This window comes from Arthrobacter sp. zg-Y1219, from assembly GCF_030125545.1.
Lineage (GTDB): Bacteria > Actinomycetota > Actinomycetes > Actinomycetales > Micrococcaceae > Arthrobacter_B.
Genome location: NZ_JASKLY010000001.1, coordinates 192,207 through 213,996, shown reverse-complemented (window position 1 = coordinate 213,996; position 21,790 = coordinate 192,207). Strand labels below are relative to the sequence as shown.

Sequence of the window (21,790 nt, the reverse complement as noted above, 5' to 3'; positions counted from 1 at the left end):
AACACGGATTTGGACGCAACCGTAAATCGGCGCTGGTCAGGCCTCCGGGAACTAGGCTGGCAGCATTGCCTTCGAAGGAGAACCAATGTCTGAAACCACTGCGCGCGAGCGAACAGCCGAAGATGAAGTCACCCGGATCTGCCAGGAGCTCATCCGCTTTGATACCTCCAACTTTGGAGACGGATCCGGTCCGGGGGAGCGGTCCGCCGCCGAGTACACGGCCGGACTGATCGAAGAGGCGGGACTTCAGGCTGACCTGTTCGAATCAGCCCCCGGCCGCGCCTCGGTCGTCACGCGCATGGAGGGCACCGATTCGTCCCTTCCGGCGCTGGTGGTGCACGGCCATCTGGACGTGGTCCCGGCGCAGAAGCAGGACTGGTCGGTGGACCCGTTCAGCGGGGAAGAGCGGGACGGCCTGATCTGGGGCCGCGGCGCCGTCGACATGAAGGACATGGACGCCATGATCCTCTCCGTGATGCGCAGCATGGCCCGCACCGGAACCAAGCCGAAGCGGGACCTCATTTTCGCCTTCTTTGCCGATGAGGAAGCCGGCGGAAAGTACGGGGCCACCTGGGCGGTCGAAAACCGCCGGGAACTGTTTGACGGTGCCACCGAAGCGATTTCGGAAGTGGGCGGCTTCTCGGCAACGATCGGCGGCAAGCGCACCTACCTGCTGCAGACCGCCGAGAAGGGCATCTCCTGGCTGCGGCTGGTCGCCCACGGGCGCGCCGGGCACGGTTCGCAGATCAACACCGACAACGCGGTGACCCGGCTGGCCCGCGCCGTGGCCACGATCGGAGAGTACCCCTGGCCCATTGAGCTCACCGACACCACCCGGGCCTTTCTGGACGGCGTCACCGAGCTCACCGGCGTCGAGTTCGATCCTGACAACCCGGAGAAGCTGCTGGCCGAGCTGGGCACCGTGGCCCGTTTCGTGGGCGCCACGCTGCAGAACACTGCCAATCCCTCTGTCCTGAAGGCCGGCTACAAGCACAACGTCATTCCGGGAACCGCCGAAGCCCTGATTGACGTGCGCACCCTGCCCGGGCAGGAGGAGCAGGTCCTGGCCATCATCAAGGACCTCGCCGGACCCGGAGTCGACGTCAGCTACGAACACAAGGACGTCTCGCTCGAGGTGCCGTTCAAGGGCAACCTCGTGGATTCGATGATCGGCGCGCTGCAGGCCGAGGACCCGGGAGCGCCCGTCCTGCCCTACACGCTTTCCGGCGGCACCGACAACAAGTCCCTGAGCCGCCTGGGCATCACCGGCTACGGGTTCGCCCCGCTGCGCCTGCCCGAGGACCTGGACTTCACCGGCATGTTCCACGGCGTGGACGAGCGCGTTCCGGTGGATTCCCTGAAATTCGGCACGCGGGTGCTCTCCCGCCTGCTCACCAGCTACTAGGAGCCGCCCCGTGACCATCACCGACATCCTGACCCCGGAACTCCTGGACCGCCTGCGCAGCCGGGCCGCCGGCTACGACCGGGACAACAGCTTCTTCACGGAAGACCTCGAGGACCTGCGCGCCGCCGGCTACCTGGCCCTCTTTGCCCCGCGGGAGGCGGGCGGCGCGGGGTTCAGCATTCCCGAGGTGGTGCAGGCCCAGCGCCTGCTGGCCATGGCTGCTCCGGCCACCGCGCTGGCGGTCAACATGCACCAGGTCTGGTGCGGAGTGGCGCACCTGCTGTCGCTGCGCGGGGATGATTCCCTGTCCTTCGTGCTCGACGACGCGGTCAAGGGGGAGCTGTATGCCTTCGGCGTCTCCGAGCCGGGGAACGCCGCGGTGCTCTTTGACTCCTTCACGGCGGCGCGGCCGCAGGGGGACGGCTCCTACGCGTTCACCGGGACCAAGATTTTCACCAGCCTCTCCCCGGCGTGGACCCGGCTCGGCATTTTCGGCCGGGACGATTCCGATCCGGACGAACCCCGGCTGATCTTCGGCTTCGCTCCGCGGGGCACCGCGGGCATCACCATCAAAGACGACTGGAACACCATGGGCATGCGCGCCAGCCAGTCCTGCACCACCGTCCTGGACAACGCGGTGCTGACCGCTGATCAGCTGGTCCGCACCACGCCGGTGGGCCCGCACGCCGACGCCTTCGTGTTCGGCATCTTCAGCCTGTTCGAGACGCTGCTCTCGGCGGTCTACACCGGAGTGGGGGACCGCGCCGTCGACCTGGCGGTGGCGGCGGCGCAGGAGCGGACGACGGCGGGCGGCGGACCCGCCGCCCATGACCCGTTCACCCGCTGGAAAGTGGCCGATGCGGCGATCCGGATGGACGGCATCCATCCGCAGCTGGAAGCCATTGCGCGTGACCTCGAAGCGGGCACCGACCACGGCAGCCTCTGGTTTCCCCGGCTGTCCTCGCTGAAGTACCGTGCCACCGAAACCGCCCGCTCCGTCGTCGAAACGGCCGTGCGGGTGTCAGGGGGCCGAAGCTACTCGCGCGGGGCGGAGCTGGAACGCCTGTATCGGGACGTCCTGGCCGGGATGTTCCATCCGTCCAGCGAAGACTCGGTCCACAACTCGGTTGCGAATGCCTGGCTGGGGCCGGTTCCCGGGGATTCCTGAGCCGGACTGTGCTTCCTGACCGGGACGGTGCTTCCTGAGTCGGCCGGTGCAGGCCGGTGCACAAGGCTCAGGCGGTGCGCTGAACCCGCATCACGCGCCGGCGGAGCCAGAAGCGCCGGGCGCCGCCGCGGTAAATGCAGCTGCGGTGCAGCTCCCACTTGCCGTACTCCGCATGCCCACTGATCACCCTGCGGGCCTCGGCCACTGAATCTCCGGGGTTCACCGACACCACGAGGTACTCATAGTCCCGGAAGTTCTCGTCTGGCCGCTGCACGCCGGGCCGAAGAATTTGTTCTCGCATATCCCTCCAATTTTGCCTTCTTTACCGCTAACGTCTAGGGCATGAGCATAGATCCGCACGTGGCGCTCCAATCCCTGATGGCCGCCCTCGAAGAGCATCTGACGGCTGCTTCCCAGCGCCGCGGGGACAAGGATCCGATGGTGGAGACAGCATATCTGGCGGTGGCGGATGCCTTCGAAGTCTATGAGGAGGTCCTCTACGACGCGTACGGCGAGGTCACGCCGCTGGAGATCTATGAGGACGACGACGATGAGTTTGACGGCTCCTTTGCCGACGACGGGGAGGGAGCCGAAGAGCGGTCCTCCGGAGTCCAGCCCGGGCAATAGCTCCGGGCGCCCGGTCGGGAAATCCTGCCGCTGCGGAGCATGACATGGGACTCACCGGCGGGACGCCCCGAGGGGCTGCGCGCGGACAGGTGCGGGTCGTGGCTTAGAGTTCTATCTTGTGAATTGGTTTGAAGCGCTCTTCCTCGGTCTCATTCAGGGCTTGACTGAATTTCTCCCCATCTCCTCCAGCGCCCATCTGCGAATAGTGGGTGAACTGCTGCCCGGCGCCCAGGATCCGGGCGCGGCGTTCACCGCCATCACGCAGCTGGGCACGGAAACGGCAGTGGCGGTCTATTTCTGGAAAGACATCGTCCGCATCATTAAGGCGTGGTTTGGTTCGCTGGCCGGCCGCGTTCCGCGCACCGACCCCGATGCCCGCATGGGGTGGCTGATCATCATCGGCACGCTGCCCATCGTGGTCCTGGGCCTGCTGTTCCAGGACCAGATCGAAAGCACCTTCCGCAGCCTCTGGATCGTGGCGACCATGCTGATCGTGTTCGGCATCATCCTCGCCGTGGCGGACGCCGTCGGCAAGCAGCAGCGCAAGCTGGACCAGCTCACCTACAAGCACGGCATCCTGTACGGCTTCGCGCAGGCGCTGGCCCTGATTCCGGGCGTCAGCCGCTCCGGCGGCACGATCACGGCAGGGCTGTTCATGGGCTACACCCGTGAGGCAGCCGCCCGTTATGCCTTCCTGCTGGCCATCCCCGCGGTCTTCGGCAGCGGCATCTTCCAGCTGGTGAAGTCCTTGGACGAACCGATGGTCTACGGCGGCTGGGAAACCGCCGGCGCCACTCTGGTCGCGTTCATCGTGGGCTTCATCATCATCGGCTGGTTCCTGCGGTATGTTTCCACCCGCGGCTACAGCCTCTTTGTCTGGTATCGCATCCTTCTCGGCGTCGTGATTTATATCCTGCTGGGACTCGGCGTGCTGAACGCCTAGCAACGGAAAGTAGAGTTGAACCTGTGATCGCGTGGAAAAGCTCCCCCCTGCCCGTCCTGCCCGGAACCTCCCCGGACGTCGCCCTCTACGACACCGCCCTGCACCGGACAGTGCCCGTGCGCCCGGGGGGTGAAGCCAGCCTCTACGTCTGCGGAATCACTCCCTACGACGCCACGCACATGGGACATGCCTCAACCTATGTGGCCTTCGACCTGCTGAACCGGCAGTGGCGGGACTCCGGGAACAGCGTCCGCTACGTGCAGAACGTGACCGATGTGGACGATCCGCTGCTGGAGCGGGCGACCGCCAGGGGTCTGGACTGGCGCGCCCTGGCGCAGGAGCAGACACAGCTCTTCCGCGACGACATGGAAGCCCTGAATGTCCTCGCCCCGGACCACTACATCGGCGCCGTCGAGTCCATCGAGTGGATTGTGCCGGTGGTGGAAGACCTCCTCCGCCGCGGCCTCGCCTACCGGGTCCCGGCGGCGGGCAGTGAACCCGCCGGCGACGTCTATTTCTCCGTCGATGCGGCGTCGCGACTGGATCCCGAGGACCCCGACGCATGGCGGCTGGGCAGCGTCTCCGGGCTGACCGCCGACCAGATGCTGCCGCTCTTCGCCGAACGCGGCGGAGACCCGCTGCGCCCGGGCAAGCGCAACGCCCTGGATCCGCTGCTGTGGCGCGTCGAGCGTCCCGGCGAGCCGTTCTGGGACGGTGCGTCGCTGGGCTCCGGGCGGCCCGGCTGGCACATCGAATGTTCGGTCATCGCACAGCGTTTCCTGCCGGCGCCGTTCACGGTGCAGGCCGGCGGGTCCGACCTGGTCTTCCCGCATCATGAGATGAGCGCGGGCCATGCCTACGCCTGCACCGGCACACCGCTGGCACGCCACTATGCCCACGCCGGAATGGTCGGCCTGGACGGCGCAAAGATGAGCAAGTCACTGGGCAACCTGGTCCTGGTCTCCTCGCTGCGGACCTCCGGCACTGATCCTGCGGCGATCCGTGCCGTGCTGCTGAGCCATCACTACCGCACCGACTGGTTCTGGACCGGGGAGCAGCTGACCGCCGCCGAGCAGCGGTTGTCCCGCTGGCGGTGTGCCCTGCCTCTGACCGGATACGCACAGGCCGAGGAGATGCTCGCCGGTGTGCGGGCCGCGCTGGCCCGTGACCTGGATGCCCCTGCCGCCCTGGCAGCAGTCGACGCCTGGGCCGCTTCGGCCTTGGAAACTCCGGCCGAGGACCGCAGCGACGACGCAGCTGTCCTGGCCGGATCGGCCGTTGATTCGCTGCTGGGGATTCGGCTCTAGTCCCGCCGGCGGCGTTTGAGGTACCGCTCAAACTCGCGGGCGATCGACTCTCCGCTGGCTTCCGGCAGGTCGGCGGTGTCCTTGGCCTCCTCCAGTTGCCGCACGTAGGCGGCAATTTCCGGATCGTCGGTGGCCAGTTCGTCGACGCCGCGTTCCCAGGCCTCCGCCTCATCCGTCAGCAGCCTGGTGTCCAGCGGCGCCTGCAGCAGCTCCTCGAGGCGGTGCAGCAGCGACAACTGCGCCTTCGGTGAAGGGGAGTGGCCCACATAGTGCGGCACGGCCGCCCACATCGACACGGCGGGGATGTCGGCCAGCCCGGCCATTTCCGCGAGGACCCCCACGATGCCGATCGGCCCCTCGTAGTGCGAGGATTCCACCTTCAGCTCCTCGCGCAGGTCGGAGTCCTCGCAGGTGACCGTGACGGGAATGGGACGGGTGTGCGGCACGTCGGCGAGCAGTGCGCCGGCCAGCACGATGCAGTCAACACCGAGTTCCTTGGCCAGGGCAATCAGTTCGGCGGTGTAGGCGCGCCACTTATAGGACGGCTCGACGCCCGACACGAAAATAATGTCCAGGTTGCTGTCCGGAACCTCGGCACGGGAAATGCGGGTGGTGGGCCACTTGATCCGCCGCTCACCGGACCCCAGCCGTTCAATGACGGGGCGGGTGAACTGGAAGTCGTAGTATTCGTCGGCGTTCAGGCTCCCGATCTTCTCGGCTTCCCAGAACATGCTCAGGTACTTCAGCGCGTCGCTGGCGGCCTCCCCGGCGTCGTTCCACCCTTCGAAGGCGGCCAGCATCACGGTGGTTCGCTCCTGGGAACCGCCAAAAAAATCCTGGAGACCAACGGGCGGGGTTTCTTCGGTATTGCTCACAGACTCACCCTATGCCCAGCACGTCGCGCTGTCAGGACCGGGCGGAGCGCTTCGCCGGGAGCGGGGTAAACCGGGGGTCCGGCCCGCCCAGTAGACTGGGATGCATGTCTTCCTCCGTCCAGGCCCCCCTGCAAACCGAACCCGCCCCCGGTCCGCTTCAGGCGGTGCTGTGGGACATGGACGGAACCATCGTGGACACGGAGCCGTACTGGATCGCCGCGGAGAAGGACCTGGTGCACAGCTACGGCGGCTCCTGGACCGACTCCGACGCCGAGGCCATGGTTGGCCAGGCGCTGACCTTCAGCGCCGGACTCCTGCAGAACGCCGGCGTCCCGCTGAGCATCCGCGAGATCATCGACCGCCTCATCGGCCAGGTCACCGAGCAGGTCCGCCGCGAGGTTCCCTGGCGCCCCGGTGCCCGCGAACTCCTCGGCGAGCTGTCCGCCTCCGGCATTCCGTGCGTCCTGGTCACCATGTCCGAGGCCGTCCTGGCCGAGGAGATCTGCCGCCGGCTGCCCGCCGGCACGTTCTCCTTCCTGGTCACCGGCGACATGGTCCGGCAGGGAAAACCGCACCCCGAGCCGTATGAACTGGCCTTTAGCCGGCTGGCGGAACAGCTTCCGGACCTCGCCAAGGACCGCGTCGTGGCCATTGAAGACTCCTTCCCCGGAGTCACCTCCGCCCGCGCCGCCGGTCTCGTCACCCTGGGTGTTCCGCATTTCCTTCCGCTGCCTCCGGACGCCAGCCGGCATGAGTGGGAGACGCTGGCCGGGAAGACGGCGGCGGACCTGGCCTCCCTGCTGAGCACCGCCAACGCCGGGGCTGCCCGGTGAGCATCGGGCAGGGCGCCGGCACCCCCGCTCCGGTCCGGGACGGGATCCCGCTGGGCCGGATTGCCGGCGTCCCCGTGTACTTGGCCTATTCCTGGTTCATCATCGCGGCTTTGATCGTGGTCTTTTTCGGGCCGCTGGTCGGCCGGAGCTTCCCGTTCCTGGGGGCCGGCGCCTACGCCGTCGCCCTCGGCTACGCGATCCTGCTCCTGGTCTCCGTCCTCATCCATGAGCTGGCCCACGCCCTGACGGCCAAAGCGTACCGCTGGCCGACGGCGAAGATCGTCCTGACGCTGTGGGGCGGCCACACCCAGTTTGGGCAGGTCCGATCCACCCCCGGCCCGTCGCTGCTGGTTGCGCTGGCCGGTCCCGCAGCGAATTTCCTGCTCGCCGGGGCCGGCTGGCTGCTCCTCCTCGCGGCTCCGCTTCCTCCGGTGGCAGTGCTGCTGACGGAGATTCTGATCTGGGCCAACCTGCTGGTGGCCATCTTCAACATCCTGCCCGGGCTTCCGCTGGACGGCGGGCGCATCGTTGAATCAGCCGTGTGGAAAGCCACCGGATCACAGGACAGGGGCACAGTGGCAGCCGGTTACGCCGGACGCATCATCGCCCTGGCCCTGGCCGCCGCCGTCATCCTGCCGCCGTACCTGCGGCAGGAAAGCCCCGATCTGCAGGTGGTCCTGCTCACTGCCGTGGTCTCGGGATTCCTCTGGATGGGAGCCGGCGCCAGCATCAGCAATGCCCGTGTGCGGCTGCGGCTGCCCTCCATCAGCGCCGCCGCCCTGATGACTCCGGCAGTCTCCGTTCCGGCGGCCTCTCCCGTGGCCGTGGCCCGGGAACTGCTTGCCGGCCGTCCCGGCACCGCCCTGGTGATCACCGCACCGACCGGACAGCCCTGGGCCATTGCGGACCAGGACGCGCTGGCGCAGGTGCCGGAGCAGCTGGCCATGTCCACCCAGATCGACGCCGTCGCCCGGCCCCTGGGACCCGGCGCCTATGTTCCTGCCGCCGCCGCGGGTTCTGAACTGGTGGACTATCTCGCTAAACTTCAGGGCAGCGAGTATGCAGTTATCGACCGGGACGGCGGGGTGGTGGGACTCCTGACCCAGGCAGCTGTCCTGAACGCCATCGCGGCCAAGCCGAACCGGCCCCGCAGCTCCTGAGGCACTCCCGCACCGGCATCCCGGCCCCGTCTTCCCCGTTGACCCGGGGACCCGGACGCCGGCGCTGCCGGCGGAGCGCCCGCTCCACCCCTTGAACTTCACCCCACCACCGCGCACCACCTAGATCCAAAGGAACGTTACCCATGAACTCGGAGACCCCGGGCCAGACAGCCGCTACAGCTCCCCACGGCGCCGACCACCGCAGGGGACCGCTGCGTCCGGGGGAGCGCGTCCAGCTCACCGACGAAAAGGGCCGGCACAACACCATCACCCTGACCGAAGGCGGCGCCTTCCACACGCACCGCGGATTCCTGCCGCATGACACGATGATCGGTGTTCCCGAAGGCACCATCGTCACGAACACCACCGGTCAGCAGTACCAAGTGCTGCGGCCGCTGCTGTCTGACTTCGTGCTGTCGATGCCGCGAGGCGCCGCCGTCGTCTACCCCAAGGACGCCGGCCAGATTGTCACGATGGCAGACATCTACCCGGGTGCGCGCGTCGTCGAAGCCGGCGTCGGCTCGGGTGCGCTGAGCATCTCGCTGCTGCGCGCCGTCGGTGACTCCGGCTCCCTGCATTCGTTTGAGCGCCGGGAAGAATTCGCTGACATCGCCCGCGGCAACGTGGAAACCTTCTTCGGCGGCCCGCACCCGGCCTGGAACATCACGCTGGGAGACTTCCAGGAGGAGGTCGTCCGCACCGAAGAGCCCGGCAGCGTGGACCGGGTGGTCCTGGACATGCTGGCACCGTGGGAATGCACCGACGCGGTGGCCACCGTCCTGGCTCCCGGCGGCGTGTGGATTTCCTATGTGGCAACCGTCACCCAGCTGTCCCGCACGGCGGAGGCCATCCGCGCCGACGGCCGGTTCACCGAACCCGACGGCTGGGAATCCATGGTCCGCGGCTGGCACCTGGAGGGCCTGGCCGTCCGGCCCGACCACCGCATGGTGGCCCACACCGGATTCCTGCTCACCGCCCGCCGCCTCGCCGAAGGCGCCACCGGACTGGTGGCCAAGCGCCGCGCCTCGAAGACCAACTTCAGCGAAGAGGACCTGAACGCGTGGACCCCTGCCGCCGTGGGAGAGCGCGAAGTCTCCGCCCACAAGCTGCGCCGGGCCGCCAAGGACGCCAGTTCGAAGATCCAGCGCGGCGCTCTGGAGAACGCCGAAAAGTACAACGCGGATAAGGACGGTACGCCGGAAATCCCCTAGCCGCAATCGGGTCGGCGGATAACTGACGGCCGACAAAGACAAGAGGTTGCAACCCGTGTGTTGCCTGCGCTGCTGGGCTATCGTCAAAGCTAGAGACCCTGCGCAACGTGAAGGTGGTCGCAACCATGGCTGAAGCAGAGAACACCATCGATTCCGGGGCCGACGATCCGCGGAATTATTTCCGCGGGCCCGGCGTGCAAGGCGCCGAGTCCCCGCAGCTGAACGTGCTGCGGGACAAGCTGCGGAACGTGGACCGGCAGCTGGCGGCACTGACACACAACAACGCCCGGCTGGTGGCGATGCTGGAGACGGCGAAGGCGGAGATCATCCGCCTCAAGGACGCCCTCGAAAAGGAGGGCGCCACGCCCTTCAGCTTCGCCACCGTCATCGCGGTGAACCACCGGGTTCCCGCCAGCAGCGGCAGGACGACCACCGCAGCCGTCCAGGACAACCTGGACATTGTGCAGTCCGGCCGGAAACTGCGGGTGTCGGTCAGTCCACTGCTGGACATGAACCAAATAGTTCCAGGCCAGGAAGTGCTCCTGAACGAATCCCTGGTGGCCGTGGCTTCGCTGGGTTTCGAGCGCAGCGGCGAGCTGTTCACCGTGAAGGAGCTCCTGGGCAGCGACCGGTGCCTGGTGATCGGACGGGCCGACGACGAACGCGTGGTCCGGCTCAACGGGCCCCTGGAGGCCGAAAAGGTGCGGGTCGGCGACGCCCTGACGGTCGACACCCGGATCGGCTACGCGCTGGAGAAGATCCCGCGCAGCGAGGTCGAGAACCTCGTCCTGGAGGAAGTTCCGGACATCTCCTACTCCGACATCGGCGGACTCGGCCCGCAAATCGAGCAGATCCGCGACGCCGTTGAACTGCCGTTCCTGCACCCGGACCTGTACCGAGAACACGGGCTGAAGGCGCCGAAGGGCATCCTGCTCTACGGCCCTCCCGGCTGCGGCAAGACCCTGATCGCCAAGGCGGTGGCGCACTCCCTGGCGGCCCGCGTCATGGAGCAGACGGGCACCCTGGGAACCCGCAGCTACTTCCTGAACATCAAGGGCCCCGAGCTGCTGGACAAGTACGTGGGGGAGACGGAGCGGCACATCCGCCTGATCTTCGCCCGGGCCCGGGAAAAGGCCTCCGGCGGCAGCCCCGTGGTGGTGTTCTTCGACGAGATGGACTCCCTGTTCCGCACGCGCGGCACCGGCATCTCTTCCGACGTCGAAACGACCATCGTGCCCCAGCTGCTCTCGGAGATCGACGGCGTGGAGAAGCTGGAGAACGTCATCGTCATCGGTGCCTCCAACCGCGAGGACATGATCGATCCGGCGATCCTGCGGCCGGGCCGCCTCGACGTGAAGATCAAGATCCTGCGCCCCGACGCCGAAGGGGCGGCCGAGATCTTCGCCAAGTACCTCACTTCCAATCTGCCCCTGCACCGCGAGGACCTCGCGGAAAACGGCTACGATCCGGAGGTGACCGTCCGGGAGATGATCCGGCGGACCGTGGAAAAGATGTACGCCGAGGACAAGTCCAACGAGTACTTGGAAGTCACCTACGCCAACGGCGACACGGAAATGCTCTACTTCAAGGATTTCAACTCCGGAGCGGTGATCCAGAACGTGGTGGACCGGGCCAAGAAGTACGCCATCAAGGATCTGCTGACCCTGCACCAGCGCGGCCTGCGGATCGACCACCTCATGCGGGCGGTGGTGGACGAGTTCCGGGAGCACGAAGACATGCCCAACACCACCAATCCGGACGACTGGGCACGCATTTCCGGCAAGAAAGGCGAGCGCATCACGTACATCCGCACGATCATCCAGGGCAAGGCGGGACAGGAACCCGGACGCACCATCGAAACCGCCGCCAACCCCGGACAGTATCTGTGAGTGTTCGCCGTGTCATGGGCACGGAAACCGAATACGGCGTGTTGGCGCCGGCGCTGCCGGCAGCCAACGCAACGGTCCTGTCCAGCCAGATCATCAACGCCTATGCCGCCACCCGGCGCAGCGGCATGGGCAACCTGTCCGGAACCCGCTGGGACTACACCGACGAAGCGCCGCTGAACGACGCCCGCGGATTCACGGTGCCCCGCGCGGCAGCTGATCCGACCCAGCTCACGGACGCGCCTCCGGTCCTCGACGCGGAGCAGATCGCCATGGAGGGCGGCGGCCCCGCTGCCCTCTACGGGGAGCAGTCCACGGAGAACCCCGTCCTGATGAACATGGTGCTCTCCAACGGGGCCCGGCTGTACGTCGACCACGCCCATCCGGAATACTCCTCGCCGGAGGTGACGACCCCGCGCGACGCGGTGCTGTGGGACAAAGCCGGCGACGCCGTCGTGCTGGCGGCGATGCGGCACATAGCCGCGGCGCCGGGCTTCTCCCCGGTGAATCTGTACAAGAACAACACCGACAGCAAAGGCGCCTCCTACGGCTCGCACGAGAACTACCTGGTGCCGCGCAGCGTTCCGTTTTCCGATTTGGTCCAGGGCCTGGTGCCCTTCTTCGTCAGCCGGCAGGTCCTTGTCGGCTCCGGCCGGGTGGGAATGGGCACCAACAACCAGCGCCAGGGCTATCAGCTGAGCCAGCGGGCCGATTTCTTCGAAGCCGAGGTCGGCCTGGAGACCACCATCCGGCGGCCCATCGTGAACACCCGCGACGAACCCCACGCGGTGGCGGAAAAATACCGGCGGCTGCACGTCATCATCGGCGACGCCAACCTCAGCGAGGTTTCGGCGCTGCTGAAGGTGGGCACCACCTCCATTGTGCTGTCCATGATCGAGGCGGGCACCGGGCCCGGGGTGGAGCTGCGGGATCCGGTGGGATCCCTGCAGGCCATCAGCCATGACCCCACGCTGCAGCAGCTCGTAGAGCTGAAGGACGGACGGATGATCACCGGCCTGGACCTGCAGGAGATCTATCTGGAGGCCGCCGCCCGGCACTGCCGCAGCCGCGGAGCCGACGCCGCCACCGAAGACATCCTCACCCGCTGGACCTCGCTGGTGGGGGTCCTGAAACGCGATCCGCTGGAAGCCGCCTCTTCCGTGGACTGGGTGGCCAAACTCCGGCTGCTGCAGGCCTACCGGGACCGCGACGGTCTGGCCTGGTCCGACGCCCGGCTGCATCTGGTGGACCTGCAGTACTCCGACATGCGGCCGGAGAAGGGGCTCTACTACCGGCTGGCCGCCCGCGGCCAGATGGAGCGGATCCTGACCGACGAGGAAATTGCCCGCGCCGTCACCGAACCGCCGGATGACACCCGCGCCTATTTCCGCGGCAAGTGCGTCAGCCGCTTTCCGAACCAGGTGGTGGGGGCGAGCTGGGATTCCATCATCTTTGAGCTGCCCTCGCACCGGCGGCTGCAGCGCATTCCGACCCGGGAACCGCTCCGGGGGACCCGGGCGCTGACGGAGGAGTTGTTCGAAGCTTCGTCCGATGCGGAGGATTTTGTCGCCAGACTCCTGACCGGTCCCGAACATAGCGTGGCACCATAGGACTAGCAGGGCAGCGTCAGGACCTGGCAGGATCCGCCAGGACCAGTAAAAGGGCCGGAATCCGGCCGGGAAAGGCAATGATCATGGCAACCCAGGACCGCAAGAGCACCGGAGCCCGCACCGAAGAGGAGCTGGAGGAGACGCCCCCGCCGACAGCCGAACCGGAAGCGGCGGCCACCGCCCAGACCGAAGGCGTGGACGACCTTTTGGACGAAATCGACGGCGTGCTGGAAAACAACGCCGAGGAATTTGTCCGGGGATTCATCCAAAAGGGCGGACAGTAGCGGATGACCTACCGGGATCCCGCAGCAGAGGTAAACGGGGCGGCCCCGCCGTCCTTCAGCGACCATTTGGCCCGGCACCACCCCGACCTGCTGCCGTCAGCCCGCCGGCTGGGCACCGCCCCGGCCGGATCGGCGTCGGCGGCGGCACCGCAGGCCACCACCATCGTTTCGCTCACCTACGCCGGCGGCGTGCTGATGGCCGGCGACCGGCGCGCCACCATGGGCAACATGATCGCCAGCCGGCACATCAAGAAGGTCTTTCCGGCGGATAACTACTCGGTGGTGGGCATCGCCGGCACCGCGGGGCTTGCCCTGGACATGATCCGGCTGTTTCAGGTGGAACTGGAGCACTACGACAAGATCGAGGGCACCCCCATGAGCCTGGACGGCAAGTCCAACCGGCTCGCCGCAATGGTGCGGTCGAATCTGCCCCTGGCCCTGCAGGGCCTGGCCGTGGTCCCGCTGTTCGCCGGCTACGACACCGAACGCCACGTCGGCAGGCTCTTCTCCTATGACGTCACCGGGGGCCGGTACGAGGAATATGAACACCACAGCGTGGGCTCCGGCTCGGTGTTCGCCCGCGGCGCCCTCAAGAAGCTCTGGCGTCCGGGGCTGGACGAGGAACAGGCAGTCGCCGTCGCCATCGAATCGCTCTACGACGCAGCCGACGACGACTCCGCCACCGGGGGACCGGATCTGGTCCGTCAGCTGTGGCCGGTGGTCTACGTGGTCAACAGTGCCGGAAACCGGGAAATCCCGGAGCGGGAACTGCAATTGATGGCGCGGGAGCTTGTTGACCGCCGCTCCGTCGCCGGACGGGAGAGCTGACCATGACGCAGCAGTTCTACGTCTCCCCCGAACAGCTGATGAAGGACCGGGCGGACTTCGCCCGGAAAGGGATCGCCAGGGGCCGGTCGGTGGTGGTGCTCACCTGCCGCGACGGAATCGCCCTCGTGGCCGAGAACCCCTCGCCGTCACTGCACAAGCTCGGCGAAATCTACGACCGGATCGGCTTCGCCGCCGTGGGCAAGTACAACGAGTTCGAGAGCCTCCGCCAGGCCGGTGTCCGGTACGCCGATGTCCGCGGCTACTCCTACTCCCGTGAGGACGTCTCCGCCCGCGGCCTGGCCAGCGTCTATGCCCAGAGCCTGGGGTCGGTTTTCACCACCGAGGGCAAACCCTTCGAGGTGGAACTGGCCGTTGCCGAGGTGGGGACCGAGCCCTATGCGGACCACCTGTACCGGCTGACGTTCGACGGTTCCATCGCTGACGAAAGCAACTTCGTGGTCATGGGCGGCCAGGCGGAAGTGGTTCGCGAAGCCCTGGCCCGGACCTGGAACCAGGACACCGGCTTTCCCGAGGCCGTCCGCACAGCGGTCGCCGCCCTCTCCGCCACCCGCAGCCCCGCCGGTCCGGCGGCCGGCGAGGCCGGGCCCAACGGCAACGGATCCGCGCCGTCCGGCTACGGCGGCGGTGAGGCCGTGCCGGCGGAACCCGACCGGCTCGGCGCCGGCCTGCTGGAAGTGGCATTTTTGGACCGTTCCCCGCTCTCCTCCCGGGGCACCGTCCGGGCATTCAGGCGAATCAACACAGTGGAGCTGGACCGCTTGCTGGCCGGCCCGGAGGGAGACTGATGGACCGCAGGATTTTTGGGATTGAAACTGAATTCGGAATCGCATACTCCGGTCCGGACTCCCGCCCGTTGTCGCCGGAAGAGGTGGCCCGCTACCTGTTTCGGAAAGTCGTCAGCTGGGGGCGGTCCTCCAACGTCTTCCTGACCAACGGATCCCGTCTTTATCTGGATGTGGGGTCCCATCCGGAGTACGCGACGGCGGAGTGCGATGACCTGGCGCAGCTCGTGGCCCACGACCGGGCCGGCGAACTGATCCTCGACGACCTGGTGGAGGAAGCCGAGGACCGGCTGCGGGCCGAGGGGTTCAACGGCAGCGTCTACCTGTTCAAGAACAACACCGATTCCGCCGGGAACTCCTACGGCAGCCACGAAAACTACCTCATCCCGCGGCGGCTGGAGTTCTCCCGCCTGGCGGACATCCTGATCCCGTTCCTCGTGACCCGCCAGTTGCTGGTGGGTGCGGGCAAGGTGCTGAAGACCCAGTCCGGTTCGCTGTACGCCTTTTCCCAGCGGGCCGACCACATTTGGGAAGGGGTGTCCTCGGCCACCACCCGGTCACGGCCGATCATCAACACCCGGGACGAGCCCCACGCCGACGCCGAGCACTACCGCCGGCTGCATGTGATCGCCGGGGACTCCAACATGTCCGAGACCACCACCCTGCTCAAGGTGGGTTCCGTGGACCTGATGCTCCGCCTCATCGAGTCCGGAGCGGTGCTGCGCGACCTGCGGCTGGAAAACCCGATCCGGAGCATCCGTGAAATCTCCCATGACCTGACGGGACAAATGCCCCTGAAGCTGGCCAACGGCACCACCATGACCGCGCTGGAGCTGCAGCGGGTCTATCTGGCCCGCGTCCAGGACTTCGTGGCGGCAAACGGTGCCCACAACCGGCACGTTGAACGCGTGCTGGACCTCTGGGAGCGGACCCTTGACGCCATTGAATCCGGAGACACCTCCGGCATCGACACCGAGATTGACTGGGCGATCAAGAAAAAGCTCGTGGATCGGTATGCCGAACGGCATTCCTTGGAACTGACCTCGCCGCGCCTGGCCCAGCTTGACCTGACCTACCATGACATTTCTCGCCGCCGCGGACTCTTCTACCTCCTCCAAGCCCGCGGGGAAACCGCACGGGTGGTTGAAGACAGCGACGTCAAGGAGGCGGTGGACGTCCCGCCGCAGAGCACCCGGGCCAAACTCCGCGGGGACTTCGTGCGCCGGGCGAAGGCCGCCAACCGTGACTTCACCGTGGACTGGGTTCACCTGAAACTCAACGACCGGGCACAGCAGACCGTCCTGTGCAAGGACCCCTTTGCCGCCGTCGATGAACGGGTTGAAGCCCTGCTGGCGACGCTCTAGGAGCCAGCGGGCCGGGACCGGCTCCCGGCGGATTTCTCCGCTTTCACCCGCACCAAGGCAGCATTCAGGCAGAAACGCTACGCTGGACGGGACCGCCCGCTCCCGTTACCCCTGGCACGACCCGGGGACACTGCGGGCCCACCTGTCCACCACTGAAAGAAGTACTGTGCGAAAAGTACTAGCCATAAGCTTGTCCTCCCTGCTCCTCATCTCGGCCTGCTCCGGCGGGGAAGCGACCGGTGCCGCGGGCAAATCCGCAGGCCAGGCCGGAGTTTTTGACTCCGTGAAGGTCAAGGTCGAGGATCAGGACACCGTACCCGAGGTGGAGTTCGATGCTCCGCTGGAGATCACCGAAAGTGCGGCGAAGATCGTCTACACCGGCGACGGCGACACCGTTGCCGAAGGCCAGAGCATCACCTTTAAGTTCGTGGCGCTGAACGCCGAAGACGGCAGTGTCCTCGGCGACACCTACGAGGATGCCGCGTCGGCGCTGCCCGTCAACGAGCAGCTGAAGGAACAGGACCCGGCGCTGTACGAGGTCCTGCTGGGCGCCAAGGTCGGCTCGCAGGTCGCCTATGCCTTCCCTGATGCCCAGGCCGCCGCCCAGTCGGAGGGTGCCGAAACCGAGCAGGCAGCCCAGCCCACCCAGGTGATGGTGCTGAGCATCCAGAGCACCCAGGACACCGTGGCCACGCTGTCGCCGGACGAGGCTGCGTCCCGCAAGGCCGAAGGCAACCTGCTGATGAGCCCTGAGGATGTCTCCGCGCTGGAAACCGACGGCAAGCTGCCCAAGGTCAGCTTCGGCGAGGACGGCGTTCCCGCCGTCGAAATCCCGGAGAACATGGAAGAGCCCGACAAGCTGATCGTCAAGGTCCTCGAAGAGGGCGAGGGCGCGGTTGTAGAAGAAACCGGCACCGTGAAGGTCGACTACCTCGGCGTTTCCCAGCGGGACGGCAGCACCTTCGACTCCAGTTACGAACGCGGCGAGCCGGCGGAGTTCCCGCTCGACGGCGTCATCCCCGGCTGGACCCACGGCCTGGCCGGCCAGAAGGCCGGCTCCAAGGTCCTGCTGGTCCTTCCGTCCGAGCTGGCCTACGGCGATCCCGCACCCAGCGGCAACCCGGCCGGACCGCTCGTATTTGTCGTGGACATCCAGGAAGTCAAGTAGCGTTAGAACCGAACACGACGTTTGACGCGGCACCGCCGCAGCAAGGAGCACCATGTCATTTGGAAAGCGTGAATACGACCGCCAGAAGCCGGAGATCGACTTCCCGGAGCACGAGGCTCCCACGGAGCTTCGCATCGAAGACATCGTGGTCGGCGACGGCCCCGAGGCCAAGCCCGGGGACACCGTCTCCACCCACTACGTGGGCGTTGCCTTCTCCACCGGTGAAGAGTTCGACGCATCGTGGAACCGCGGCACCCCGCTGGACTTCCGCGTGGGCGTGGGCCAGGTCATCGAGGGCTGGGACCAGGGCCTGCTGGGCATGAAGGTCGGCGGCCGCCGCCGGCTCGAGATTCCCGCCCACATGGCCTACGGCGACAGCGGTGCCGGTTCGGCAGTTGCTCCCGGCGAATCGTTGATCTTCGTGGTTGACCTGCTGGGCGTCCGCTAACCCGGCACCCCGGCAGAACAGGCGGGTCCGCAGCTGCACTGCAGCAGCGGGCCCGCTTTTTCGCGTCTGCTCCCGGTGCTGTCCGCCGCGTCTGCGCTCCGCCGCCCGGCGCGGTAGATTGGCTTCCGTGCCCGCCAACAGAACCGAACGCCTCCTGACCCTGGTCATTGTCCTGCTGTCCACCCGCAGGGGTTTCACCAAGCACGAACTGTTCGACGAAATCGAGCTCTACGGCGAAGCGCCGTCCACCGCCGCCCGGGAAAAGCTCTTCGACCGTGACAAGGCCTTCCTGCGCGAACAGGGCATTCCCGTGGAGTCCTACAGCGAGGAAACGCTCTACGACCAGGACAACTCGGTGCGCCGGTACCGCATTCGAGCCGATGCCTACCGGCTTCCCGGCGTGCGGTTCAGCCCCGAGGAATCAGCCGTCCTTGCCCTGGCGGCAAGCATGTGGGAGCAGGCGTCGCTGGGCTCGGCAGCGGCACGGGCGCTGCGCAAGCTCCAAGCCCGCGGCGTGGTGGCCGACGGCGCCGCCGCGAGCCCCCTGCAGCCCCGGATCCGCACCAACGACCCAAACTTTGACACCGTCTGGAAAGCCACGACCACCCGCACGCCCATTTCCTTCGGCTACCGCCCGGCGGCACGCACCGGCAGCGCAGGAGGGAAGGCGAAACCGGGCCGGCGGCGGAGCACCCGCCGGCACGTGCAGCCGTGGGGGATGGGCAGCCGCTTCGGGCATTGGTACGTGGTCGGATGGGACCTGGACCGCGGAGCCGAGCGCTTTTTCCGGCTGTCCCGGATGACGACGCCGGTGGCCCTGGAAGCGGGCAGCTACGACGTTCCGGAGGACTTCGACATTGAGGCCTCACTGGCATCGCTGGACCGGGTGTTCGCCCCGGTCACGGCCGTGGTGGAAGCCCGGGAGGGTGCGGCTGCCGAGCTGCGGCTGCGCGCCGACGGACCGGCCCGGCCGGAAAGTGCGACGGGGGACAGGGCCGGGGACAGGGCCGGGGACCGCACGGGCTGGGACGTGCTGTCGCTGACCGTCCCGGACCTGGACGCCCTGGCGGCCGACACGGCCGGGCTGGGGGCCAGCGCCGTCGCAGTGGAGCCGGCGGAATTCCGGCAGTCGGTCGCGGAGCTCCTGCGGCTGGCCCTGGCGGCCCAGCTCAAACCCGTGCCGGCCTTCACCCTTGTCCGCCGCACCCCGGCGCCCGCGTCCAGCTCGACGGCAGCTCAGAGCCACCTGACGCGCCTGCTTGACCTTGTGCCTTACATCCTGGGGAACCAGGGTGCGGACATGGAGCAGACGGCACAGCGCTTTGGCGTCAGCGCCGCCCAGCTGGCAAGCGACCTGAACCTGCTCTTCGTCAGCGGCCCCCGGCACTATCCCAACGGGCTGATGGACGTGAACTTCGAAAACGGCCAGATTTTCATCGACAACGCCCAGGACCTCTCCGAACCCGTCCGGCTGGGCATGGATGAGGCCGCCGCACTCATTGTCGGTCTCGAAACGCTCTCGTCCCTTCCGGGGGTCGGCAGCACCCCGGCACTGACCAGTGCCCTGGCCAAGCTCAGCGAGGCGGCCGGGGAATCGGGACGGGTGGGCACCGCCGTCGCCGCCCGGCTCACGGAACCCGAAGGCACCGCCGGCGTGCTGGACCAGCTGCAGCAGGCCATCACCGGCCGCCGGCAGCTGGAATTGCGTTATCTGGTGCCCAGCCGCGACGAGGTCACCGACCGCACAGTGGACCCGCGGCGGCTCTTTTCCGTCAATGACCGCTGGTACCTCGAGGCCTGGTGCCACCGTTCGGAAGGCGTGCGGAACTTCCGGGTGGACCGCATCCACAACGTCACGGATTCCGGTCCGGCCTCCTGGCAGGGCCCCGATCCGGACAGCACTCCGGCCGGCCTCTTCCGGCCCAGCGCCGAAGATGAGCTGGTGACCCTGCTGCTGGAGCCCGCAGCCAGCTGGGTGGAGAGCGCGTACGACGCCGGACGCCGGGCTGATCTCGCGCGCGGGCGCACCGCGGTGGAGCTCCGTGCCGGGAACACCCGGTGGATTCCCGGTTTCATCGCCCGGCAGGGAGGCAGTGTCGTGGTGGCCGCGCCCGAGTCTCTGCGCCGGGAGACGCAGGAGTGGCTCCGCGCTGCGCTGGCGAACTACGAACCGCCCGCTGACGGGGTTCCGGCGTCGAACGGCTGACTCCGCCGGCCCTCCTGCTGTGAGGCGCGCTGCGGCGATGCGTCCCGCAGCGGCTGCCCGCACTATGCTGGACTCATGCCTTGGTGGTCCTGGATTTTGATATGGGCGGCGCTCATCGTCGCCGCAGCCGCTTTTTACGCCCTCATCGGCTGGCGGATCTTCCGCAAGCTCATGGCGACATTGCGGGAAGCGGAGACTGCGGTCTCGTCGCTGGCAGTTTCAGCACCCGCCGCGGCGCCGCCTGCAGAGAAGTCTCCCGACGCTGAACTCGGGATTTTTGCGGATCCAATCCTGGTGAAGGTCCGCTACGAAGAAGGAAAAGAGGCGCGCCAGGCCGGCCGCCGGGAACGCCGGATCAGCCGGCGCCTGGCCAACGGGCAGCCCCGCGCCCTGCGGGACTTTCCAGGACTCTGACGTAAACTGTCTCAAAACGAAAGGACACCCGGCATGAACGGTATTCAAGGCTGGCACATTGTAATCCTGGTCGTTCTGGCCCTTCTACTCTTCGGCGCACCCAAACTTCCCGGACTGGCCCGCAGCATGGGGCAGTCCCTGCGGATTTTCAAGTCCGAGGTCCGCCAGATGAAGGACGAAAACCCGTCCGATTCCACGCCCGAGGAGACGGTGGAGGGCCGGATCGTCACCAACCCGCCCGCCGGAGCATCCGGGGTCCAGACGCCGCCGGCGGCACCGCGTGCCTCCGGAACAACCGGGACAACCGGTCCGGATCAGCGCCCCGCGGGTAACCCGCCCACCGGCCTGTAACGGCCGTGGCGCTGACCAAAGGGCGCAATTCCAACCCTGAGGGTCGGATGGCCCTCAAGGAGCACCTGCGGGAAGCCCGCAACCGTCTGTTCAAGGCCGGCATTGCCGTGGTCCTCGGCACGGTTGCCGGGTTCTTCCTGTACATGCCGGTCTTTAATGCCCTGACCCGTCCGGTCCTGGACGTGGGCAACCAGGAGGGGCGCTTCGCCACGATCAACTTCGAGGGCGTGGCGACACCCTTTGACCAGATGATCCAGGTCTCGGTCTTTATCGGACTGCTGCTGTCCTGCCCGGTGTGGCTGTACCAGCTGTGGGCCTTCATTACCCCCGGGCTCAAGACCAAGGAACGGCGCATGACCCTCGGGTTCATGGCTGCCTCAGTGCCGCTGTTCCTGGGCGGCGTGTACCTGGCCTGGCTGCTTCTGCCCAGCGCCATTGAGGTGCTCACCGGCTTCACGCCCGAGGGCAGCGCCAACGTCATCACCGCTACGGTGTACCTGGCCTTCGTGATCCGCCTCCTGCTGGCCTTCGGCATCGCTTTCCTGATTCCGGTGGTGCTGGTGGGCCTGAACATGGCCGGCATCCTCCGGGGGAAAACGATCGTCAAGTACTGGCGCATCACCATCTTCCTGATCTGCGTCTTCGCTGCCATGGCAGCACCCGGCGGCGACGCCCTCACCATGTTCTACATGGCTGCGCCGCTGCTGGTGCTTTTCGCGGCCGCAGTGGGAATCTGCCTTGTCAACGACAGGCGCCGGGATCGCCGGAACGCGGCCCGCGAAGCGGCCGTCAGCGCAAGCGCCGACACCGCCACTCCGCTGGAGAACCTGTAAGGCGCTGCCGGCAGTGCGGTTCGGACTTTCAGCCCAAGGCGGAGCCCCGGGTCCGGACGCGCGGCC

The 21,790-nt window shown here is 67.2% G+C and carries 22 protein-coding genes; 20 read left to right on the top strand and 2 right to left on the bottom strand.

From position 1 onward, the window contains the following. The first annotated feature begins 85 nt into the window (after positions 1–85). Together QNO00_RS01005 and QNO00_RS01000 are read left to right on the top strand one after the other, a co-directional pair. Positions 86–1,405 carry a M20/M25/M40 family metallo-hydrolase gene (locus QNO00_RS01005; protein WP_284023315.1) on the top strand — a complete coding sequence of 440 codons (1,320 nt, stop codon included), beginning with the start codon at positions 86–88 and terminating at the stop codon, positions 1,403–1,405. 10 nt (positions 1,406–1,415) lie between these two features. Next, entirely contained in the window at positions 1,416–2,573 is a 1,158-nt protein-coding gene (locus tag QNO00_RS01000) for an acyl-CoA dehydrogenase family protein (protein WP_284023314.1), read from the top strand. A 67-nt stretch (positions 2,574–2,640) separates the two neighbouring features. Here the strand turns inward: QNO00_RS01000 and QNO00_RS00995 are convergent, their stop codons facing one another. Next, positions 2,641–2,874, bottom strand: coding sequence for a DUF5703 family protein (locus tag QNO00_RS00995; protein ID WP_229965817.1), 234 nt, complete (start codon positions 2,872–2,874; stop codon positions 2,641–2,643). Positions 2,875–2,915: 41 nt separating this feature from the next. Here QNO00_RS00995 and QNO00_RS00990 point away from each other — a divergent pair, with 41 nt between their 5' ends. From QNO00_RS00990 to mshC, 3 genes are all read left to right on the top strand, one after another. Further along, on the top strand, positions 2,916–3,200 hold the full coding sequence (locus tag QNO00_RS00990) for a hypothetical protein (protein ID WP_229965818.1): 285 nt from the start codon (positions 2,916–2,918) through the stop codon (positions 3,198–3,200). Between the two features lie 118 nt (positions 3,201–3,318). Beyond that, a complete protein-coding gene (locus QNO00_RS00985; RefSeq protein WP_229965819.1) occupies positions 3,319–4,143 on the top strand; it encodes an undecaprenyl-diphosphate phosphatase in 825 nt (274 codons plus the stop codon). Between the two features lie 23 nt (positions 4,144–4,166). Next, positions 4,167–5,450 carry a cysteine--1-D-myo-inosityl 2-amino-2-deoxy-alpha-D-glucopyranoside ligase gene (gene mshC / locus QNO00_RS00980; protein WP_284023313.1) on the top strand — a complete coding sequence of 428 codons (1,284 nt, stop codon included), beginning with the start codon at positions 4,167–4,169 and terminating at the stop codon, positions 5,448–5,450. Here mshC and QNO00_RS00975 read toward each other — a convergent pair. Then, positions 5,447–6,325, bottom strand: a complete 879-nt coding sequence (locus QNO00_RS00975; protein WP_284023312.1) for a PAC2 family protein — start codon at positions 6,323–6,325, stop codon at positions 5,447–5,449. The two genes, mshC and QNO00_RS00975, sit on opposite strands and share 4 nt — an antisense overlap. A 104-nt stretch (positions 6,326–6,429) precedes the next feature. Between QNO00_RS00975 and QNO00_RS00970 the strand changes: the two genes are divergently transcribed. From QNO00_RS00970 to tatC, 15 genes are all read left to right on the top strand, one after another. Further along, complete coding sequence (locus tag QNO00_RS00970; protein ID WP_284023311.1) at positions 6,430–7,158, top strand: HAD family hydrolase; 729 nt, start codon at positions 6,430–6,432, stop codon at positions 7,156–7,158. Further along, the gene (locus QNO00_RS00965) at positions 7,155–8,318 is read left to right on the top strand and encodes a site-2 protease family protein (RefSeq protein WP_284023310.1); all 1,164 of its coding nucleotides are present in this window, start codon (positions 7,155–7,157) and stop codon (positions 8,316–8,318) included. Before QNO00_RS00970 ends, QNO00_RS00965 begins: the two co-directional genes overlap by 4 nt. 143 nt (positions 8,319–8,461) lie before the next feature. Further along, positions 8,462–9,529, top strand: coding sequence for a tRNA (adenine-N1)-methyltransferase (locus tag QNO00_RS00960; protein ID WP_284023309.1), 1,068 nt, complete (start codon positions 8,462–8,464; stop codon positions 9,527–9,529). Between the two features lie 194 nt (positions 9,530–9,723). Next, positions 9,724–11,418, top strand: a complete 1,695-nt coding sequence (gene arc / locus QNO00_RS00955; protein ID WP_229965845.1) for a proteasome ATPase — start codon at positions 9,724–9,726, stop codon at positions 11,416–11,418. Between the two features lie 14 nt (positions 11,419–11,432). Then, positions 11,433–13,025: a depupylase/deamidase Dop gene (gene dop / locus QNO00_RS00950; RefSeq protein WP_284023308.1), complete on the top strand. Its 1,593-nt coding sequence runs from the start codon at positions 11,433–11,435 to the stop codon at positions 13,023–13,025. A gap of 83 nt (positions 13,026–13,108) precedes the next feature. Continuing rightward, complete coding sequence (locus QNO00_RS00945; RefSeq protein ID WP_229965826.1) at positions 13,109–13,309, top strand: ubiquitin-like protein Pup; 201 nt, start codon at positions 13,109–13,111, stop codon at positions 13,307–13,309. 3 nt (positions 13,310–13,312) lie between these two features. Further along, entirely contained in the window at positions 13,313–14,137 is an 825-nt protein-coding gene (prcB, locus tag QNO00_RS00940) for a proteasome subunit beta (protein WP_229965827.1), read from the top strand. 2 nt (positions 14,138–14,139) lie between these two features. Continuing rightward, on the top strand, positions 14,140–14,943 hold the full coding sequence (prcA, locus tag QNO00_RS00935; protein WP_284023307.1) for a proteasome subunit alpha: 804 nt from the start codon (positions 14,140–14,142) through the stop codon (positions 14,941–14,943). Next, positions 14,943–16,304, top strand: a complete 1,362-nt coding sequence (gene pafA, locus QNO00_RS00930; protein ID WP_229965829.1) for a Pup--protein ligase — start codon at positions 14,943–14,945, stop codon at positions 16,302–16,304. The genes prcA and pafA overlap by 1 nt, the downstream gene beginning before the upstream one ends. Before the next feature lie 190 nt (positions 16,305–16,494). Beyond that, the gene (locus tag QNO00_RS00925) at positions 16,495–17,472 is read left to right on the top strand and encodes an FKBP-type peptidyl-prolyl cis-trans isomerase (RefSeq protein ID WP_284023306.1); all 978 of its coding nucleotides are present in this window, start codon (positions 16,495–16,497) and stop codon (positions 17,470–17,472) included. 52 nt (positions 17,473–17,524) lie between these two features. Continuing rightward, positions 17,525–17,920, top strand: coding sequence for an FKBP-type peptidyl-prolyl cis-trans isomerase (locus QNO00_RS00920; protein ID WP_229965831.1), 396 nt, complete (start codon positions 17,525–17,527; stop codon positions 17,918–17,920). 127 nt (positions 17,921–18,047) lie between these two features. Beyond that, entirely contained in the window at positions 18,048–20,126 is a 2,079-nt protein-coding gene (locus QNO00_RS00915) for a helix-turn-helix transcriptional regulator (RefSeq protein ID WP_284023305.1), read from the top strand. Between the two features lie 75 nt (positions 20,127–20,201). After that, positions 20,202–20,540 carry a hypothetical protein gene (locus QNO00_RS00910; RefSeq protein ID WP_229965833.1) on the top strand — a complete coding sequence of 113 codons (339 nt, stop codon included), beginning with the start codon at positions 20,202–20,204 and terminating at the stop codon, positions 20,538–20,540. Between the two features lie 33 nt (positions 20,541–20,573). Beyond that, positions 20,574–20,891, top strand: a complete 318-nt coding sequence (gene tatA, locus QNO00_RS00905) for a Sec-independent protein translocase subunit TatA (RefSeq protein WP_229965834.1) — start codon at positions 20,574–20,576, stop codon at positions 20,889–20,891. A gap of 5 nt (positions 20,892–20,896) precedes the next feature. Continuing rightward, positions 20,897–21,724 (top strand): twin-arginine translocase subunit TatC, encoded by an 828-nt coding sequence (gene tatC, locus QNO00_RS00900; protein WP_229965835.1) that lies wholly within the window; start codon positions 20,897–20,899, stop codon positions 21,722–21,724. Positions 21,725–21,790 lie beyond the last annotated feature (66 nt).

Excerpts from the sequence above, each read along its gene's own strand:
- QNO00_RS01005 (WP_284023315.1), top strand. The coding sequence starts at position 86 with ATGTCTGAAACCACTGCGCGCGAGCGAACAGCCGAAGATGAAGTCACC.
- QNO00_RS00995 (WP_229965817.1), bottom strand. The coding sequence starts at position 2,874 with ATGCGAGAACAAATTCTTCGGCCCGGCGTGCAGCGGCCAGACGAGAAC.
- QNO00_RS00990 (WP_229965818.1), top strand. The coding sequence starts at position 2,916 with ATGAGCATAGATCCGCACGTGGCGCTCCAATCCCTGATGGCCGCCCTC.
- QNO00_RS00970 (WP_284023311.1), top strand. The coding sequence starts at position 6,430 with ATGTCTTCCTCCGTCCAGGCCCCCCTGCAAACCGAACCCGCCCCCGGT.
- QNO00_RS00960 (WP_284023309.1), top strand. The coding sequence starts at position 8,462 with ATGAACTCGGAGACCCCGGGCCAGACAGCCGCTACAGCTCCCCACGGC.
- dop (WP_284023308.1), top strand. The coding sequence starts at position 11,433 with ATGGGCACGGAAACCGAATACGGCGTGTTGGCGCCGGCGCTGCCGGCA.
- QNO00_RS00945 (WP_229965826.1), top strand. The coding sequence starts at position 13,109 with ATGGCAACCCAGGACCGCAAGAGCACCGGAGCCCGCACCGAAGAGGAG.
- prcB (WP_229965827.1), top strand. The coding sequence starts at position 13,313 with ATGACCTACCGGGATCCCGCAGCAGAGGTAAACGGGGCGGCCCCGCCG.
- prcA (WP_284023307.1), top strand. The coding sequence starts at position 14,140 with ATGACGCAGCAGTTCTACGTCTCCCCCGAACAGCTGATGAAGGACCGG.
- pafA (WP_229965829.1), top strand. The coding sequence starts at position 14,943 with ATGGACCGCAGGATTTTTGGGATTGAAACTGAATTCGGAATCGCATAC.
- QNO00_RS00920 (WP_229965831.1), top strand. The coding sequence starts at position 17,525 with ATGTCATTTGGAAAGCGTGAATACGACCGCCAGAAGCCGGAGATCGAC.
- QNO00_RS00910 (WP_229965833.1), top strand. The coding sequence starts at position 20,202 with ATGCCTTGGTGGTCCTGGATTTTGATATGGGCGGCGCTCATCGTCGCC.
- tatA (WP_229965834.1), top strand. The coding sequence starts at position 20,574 with ATGAACGGTATTCAAGGCTGGCACATTGTAATCCTGGTCGTTCTGGCC.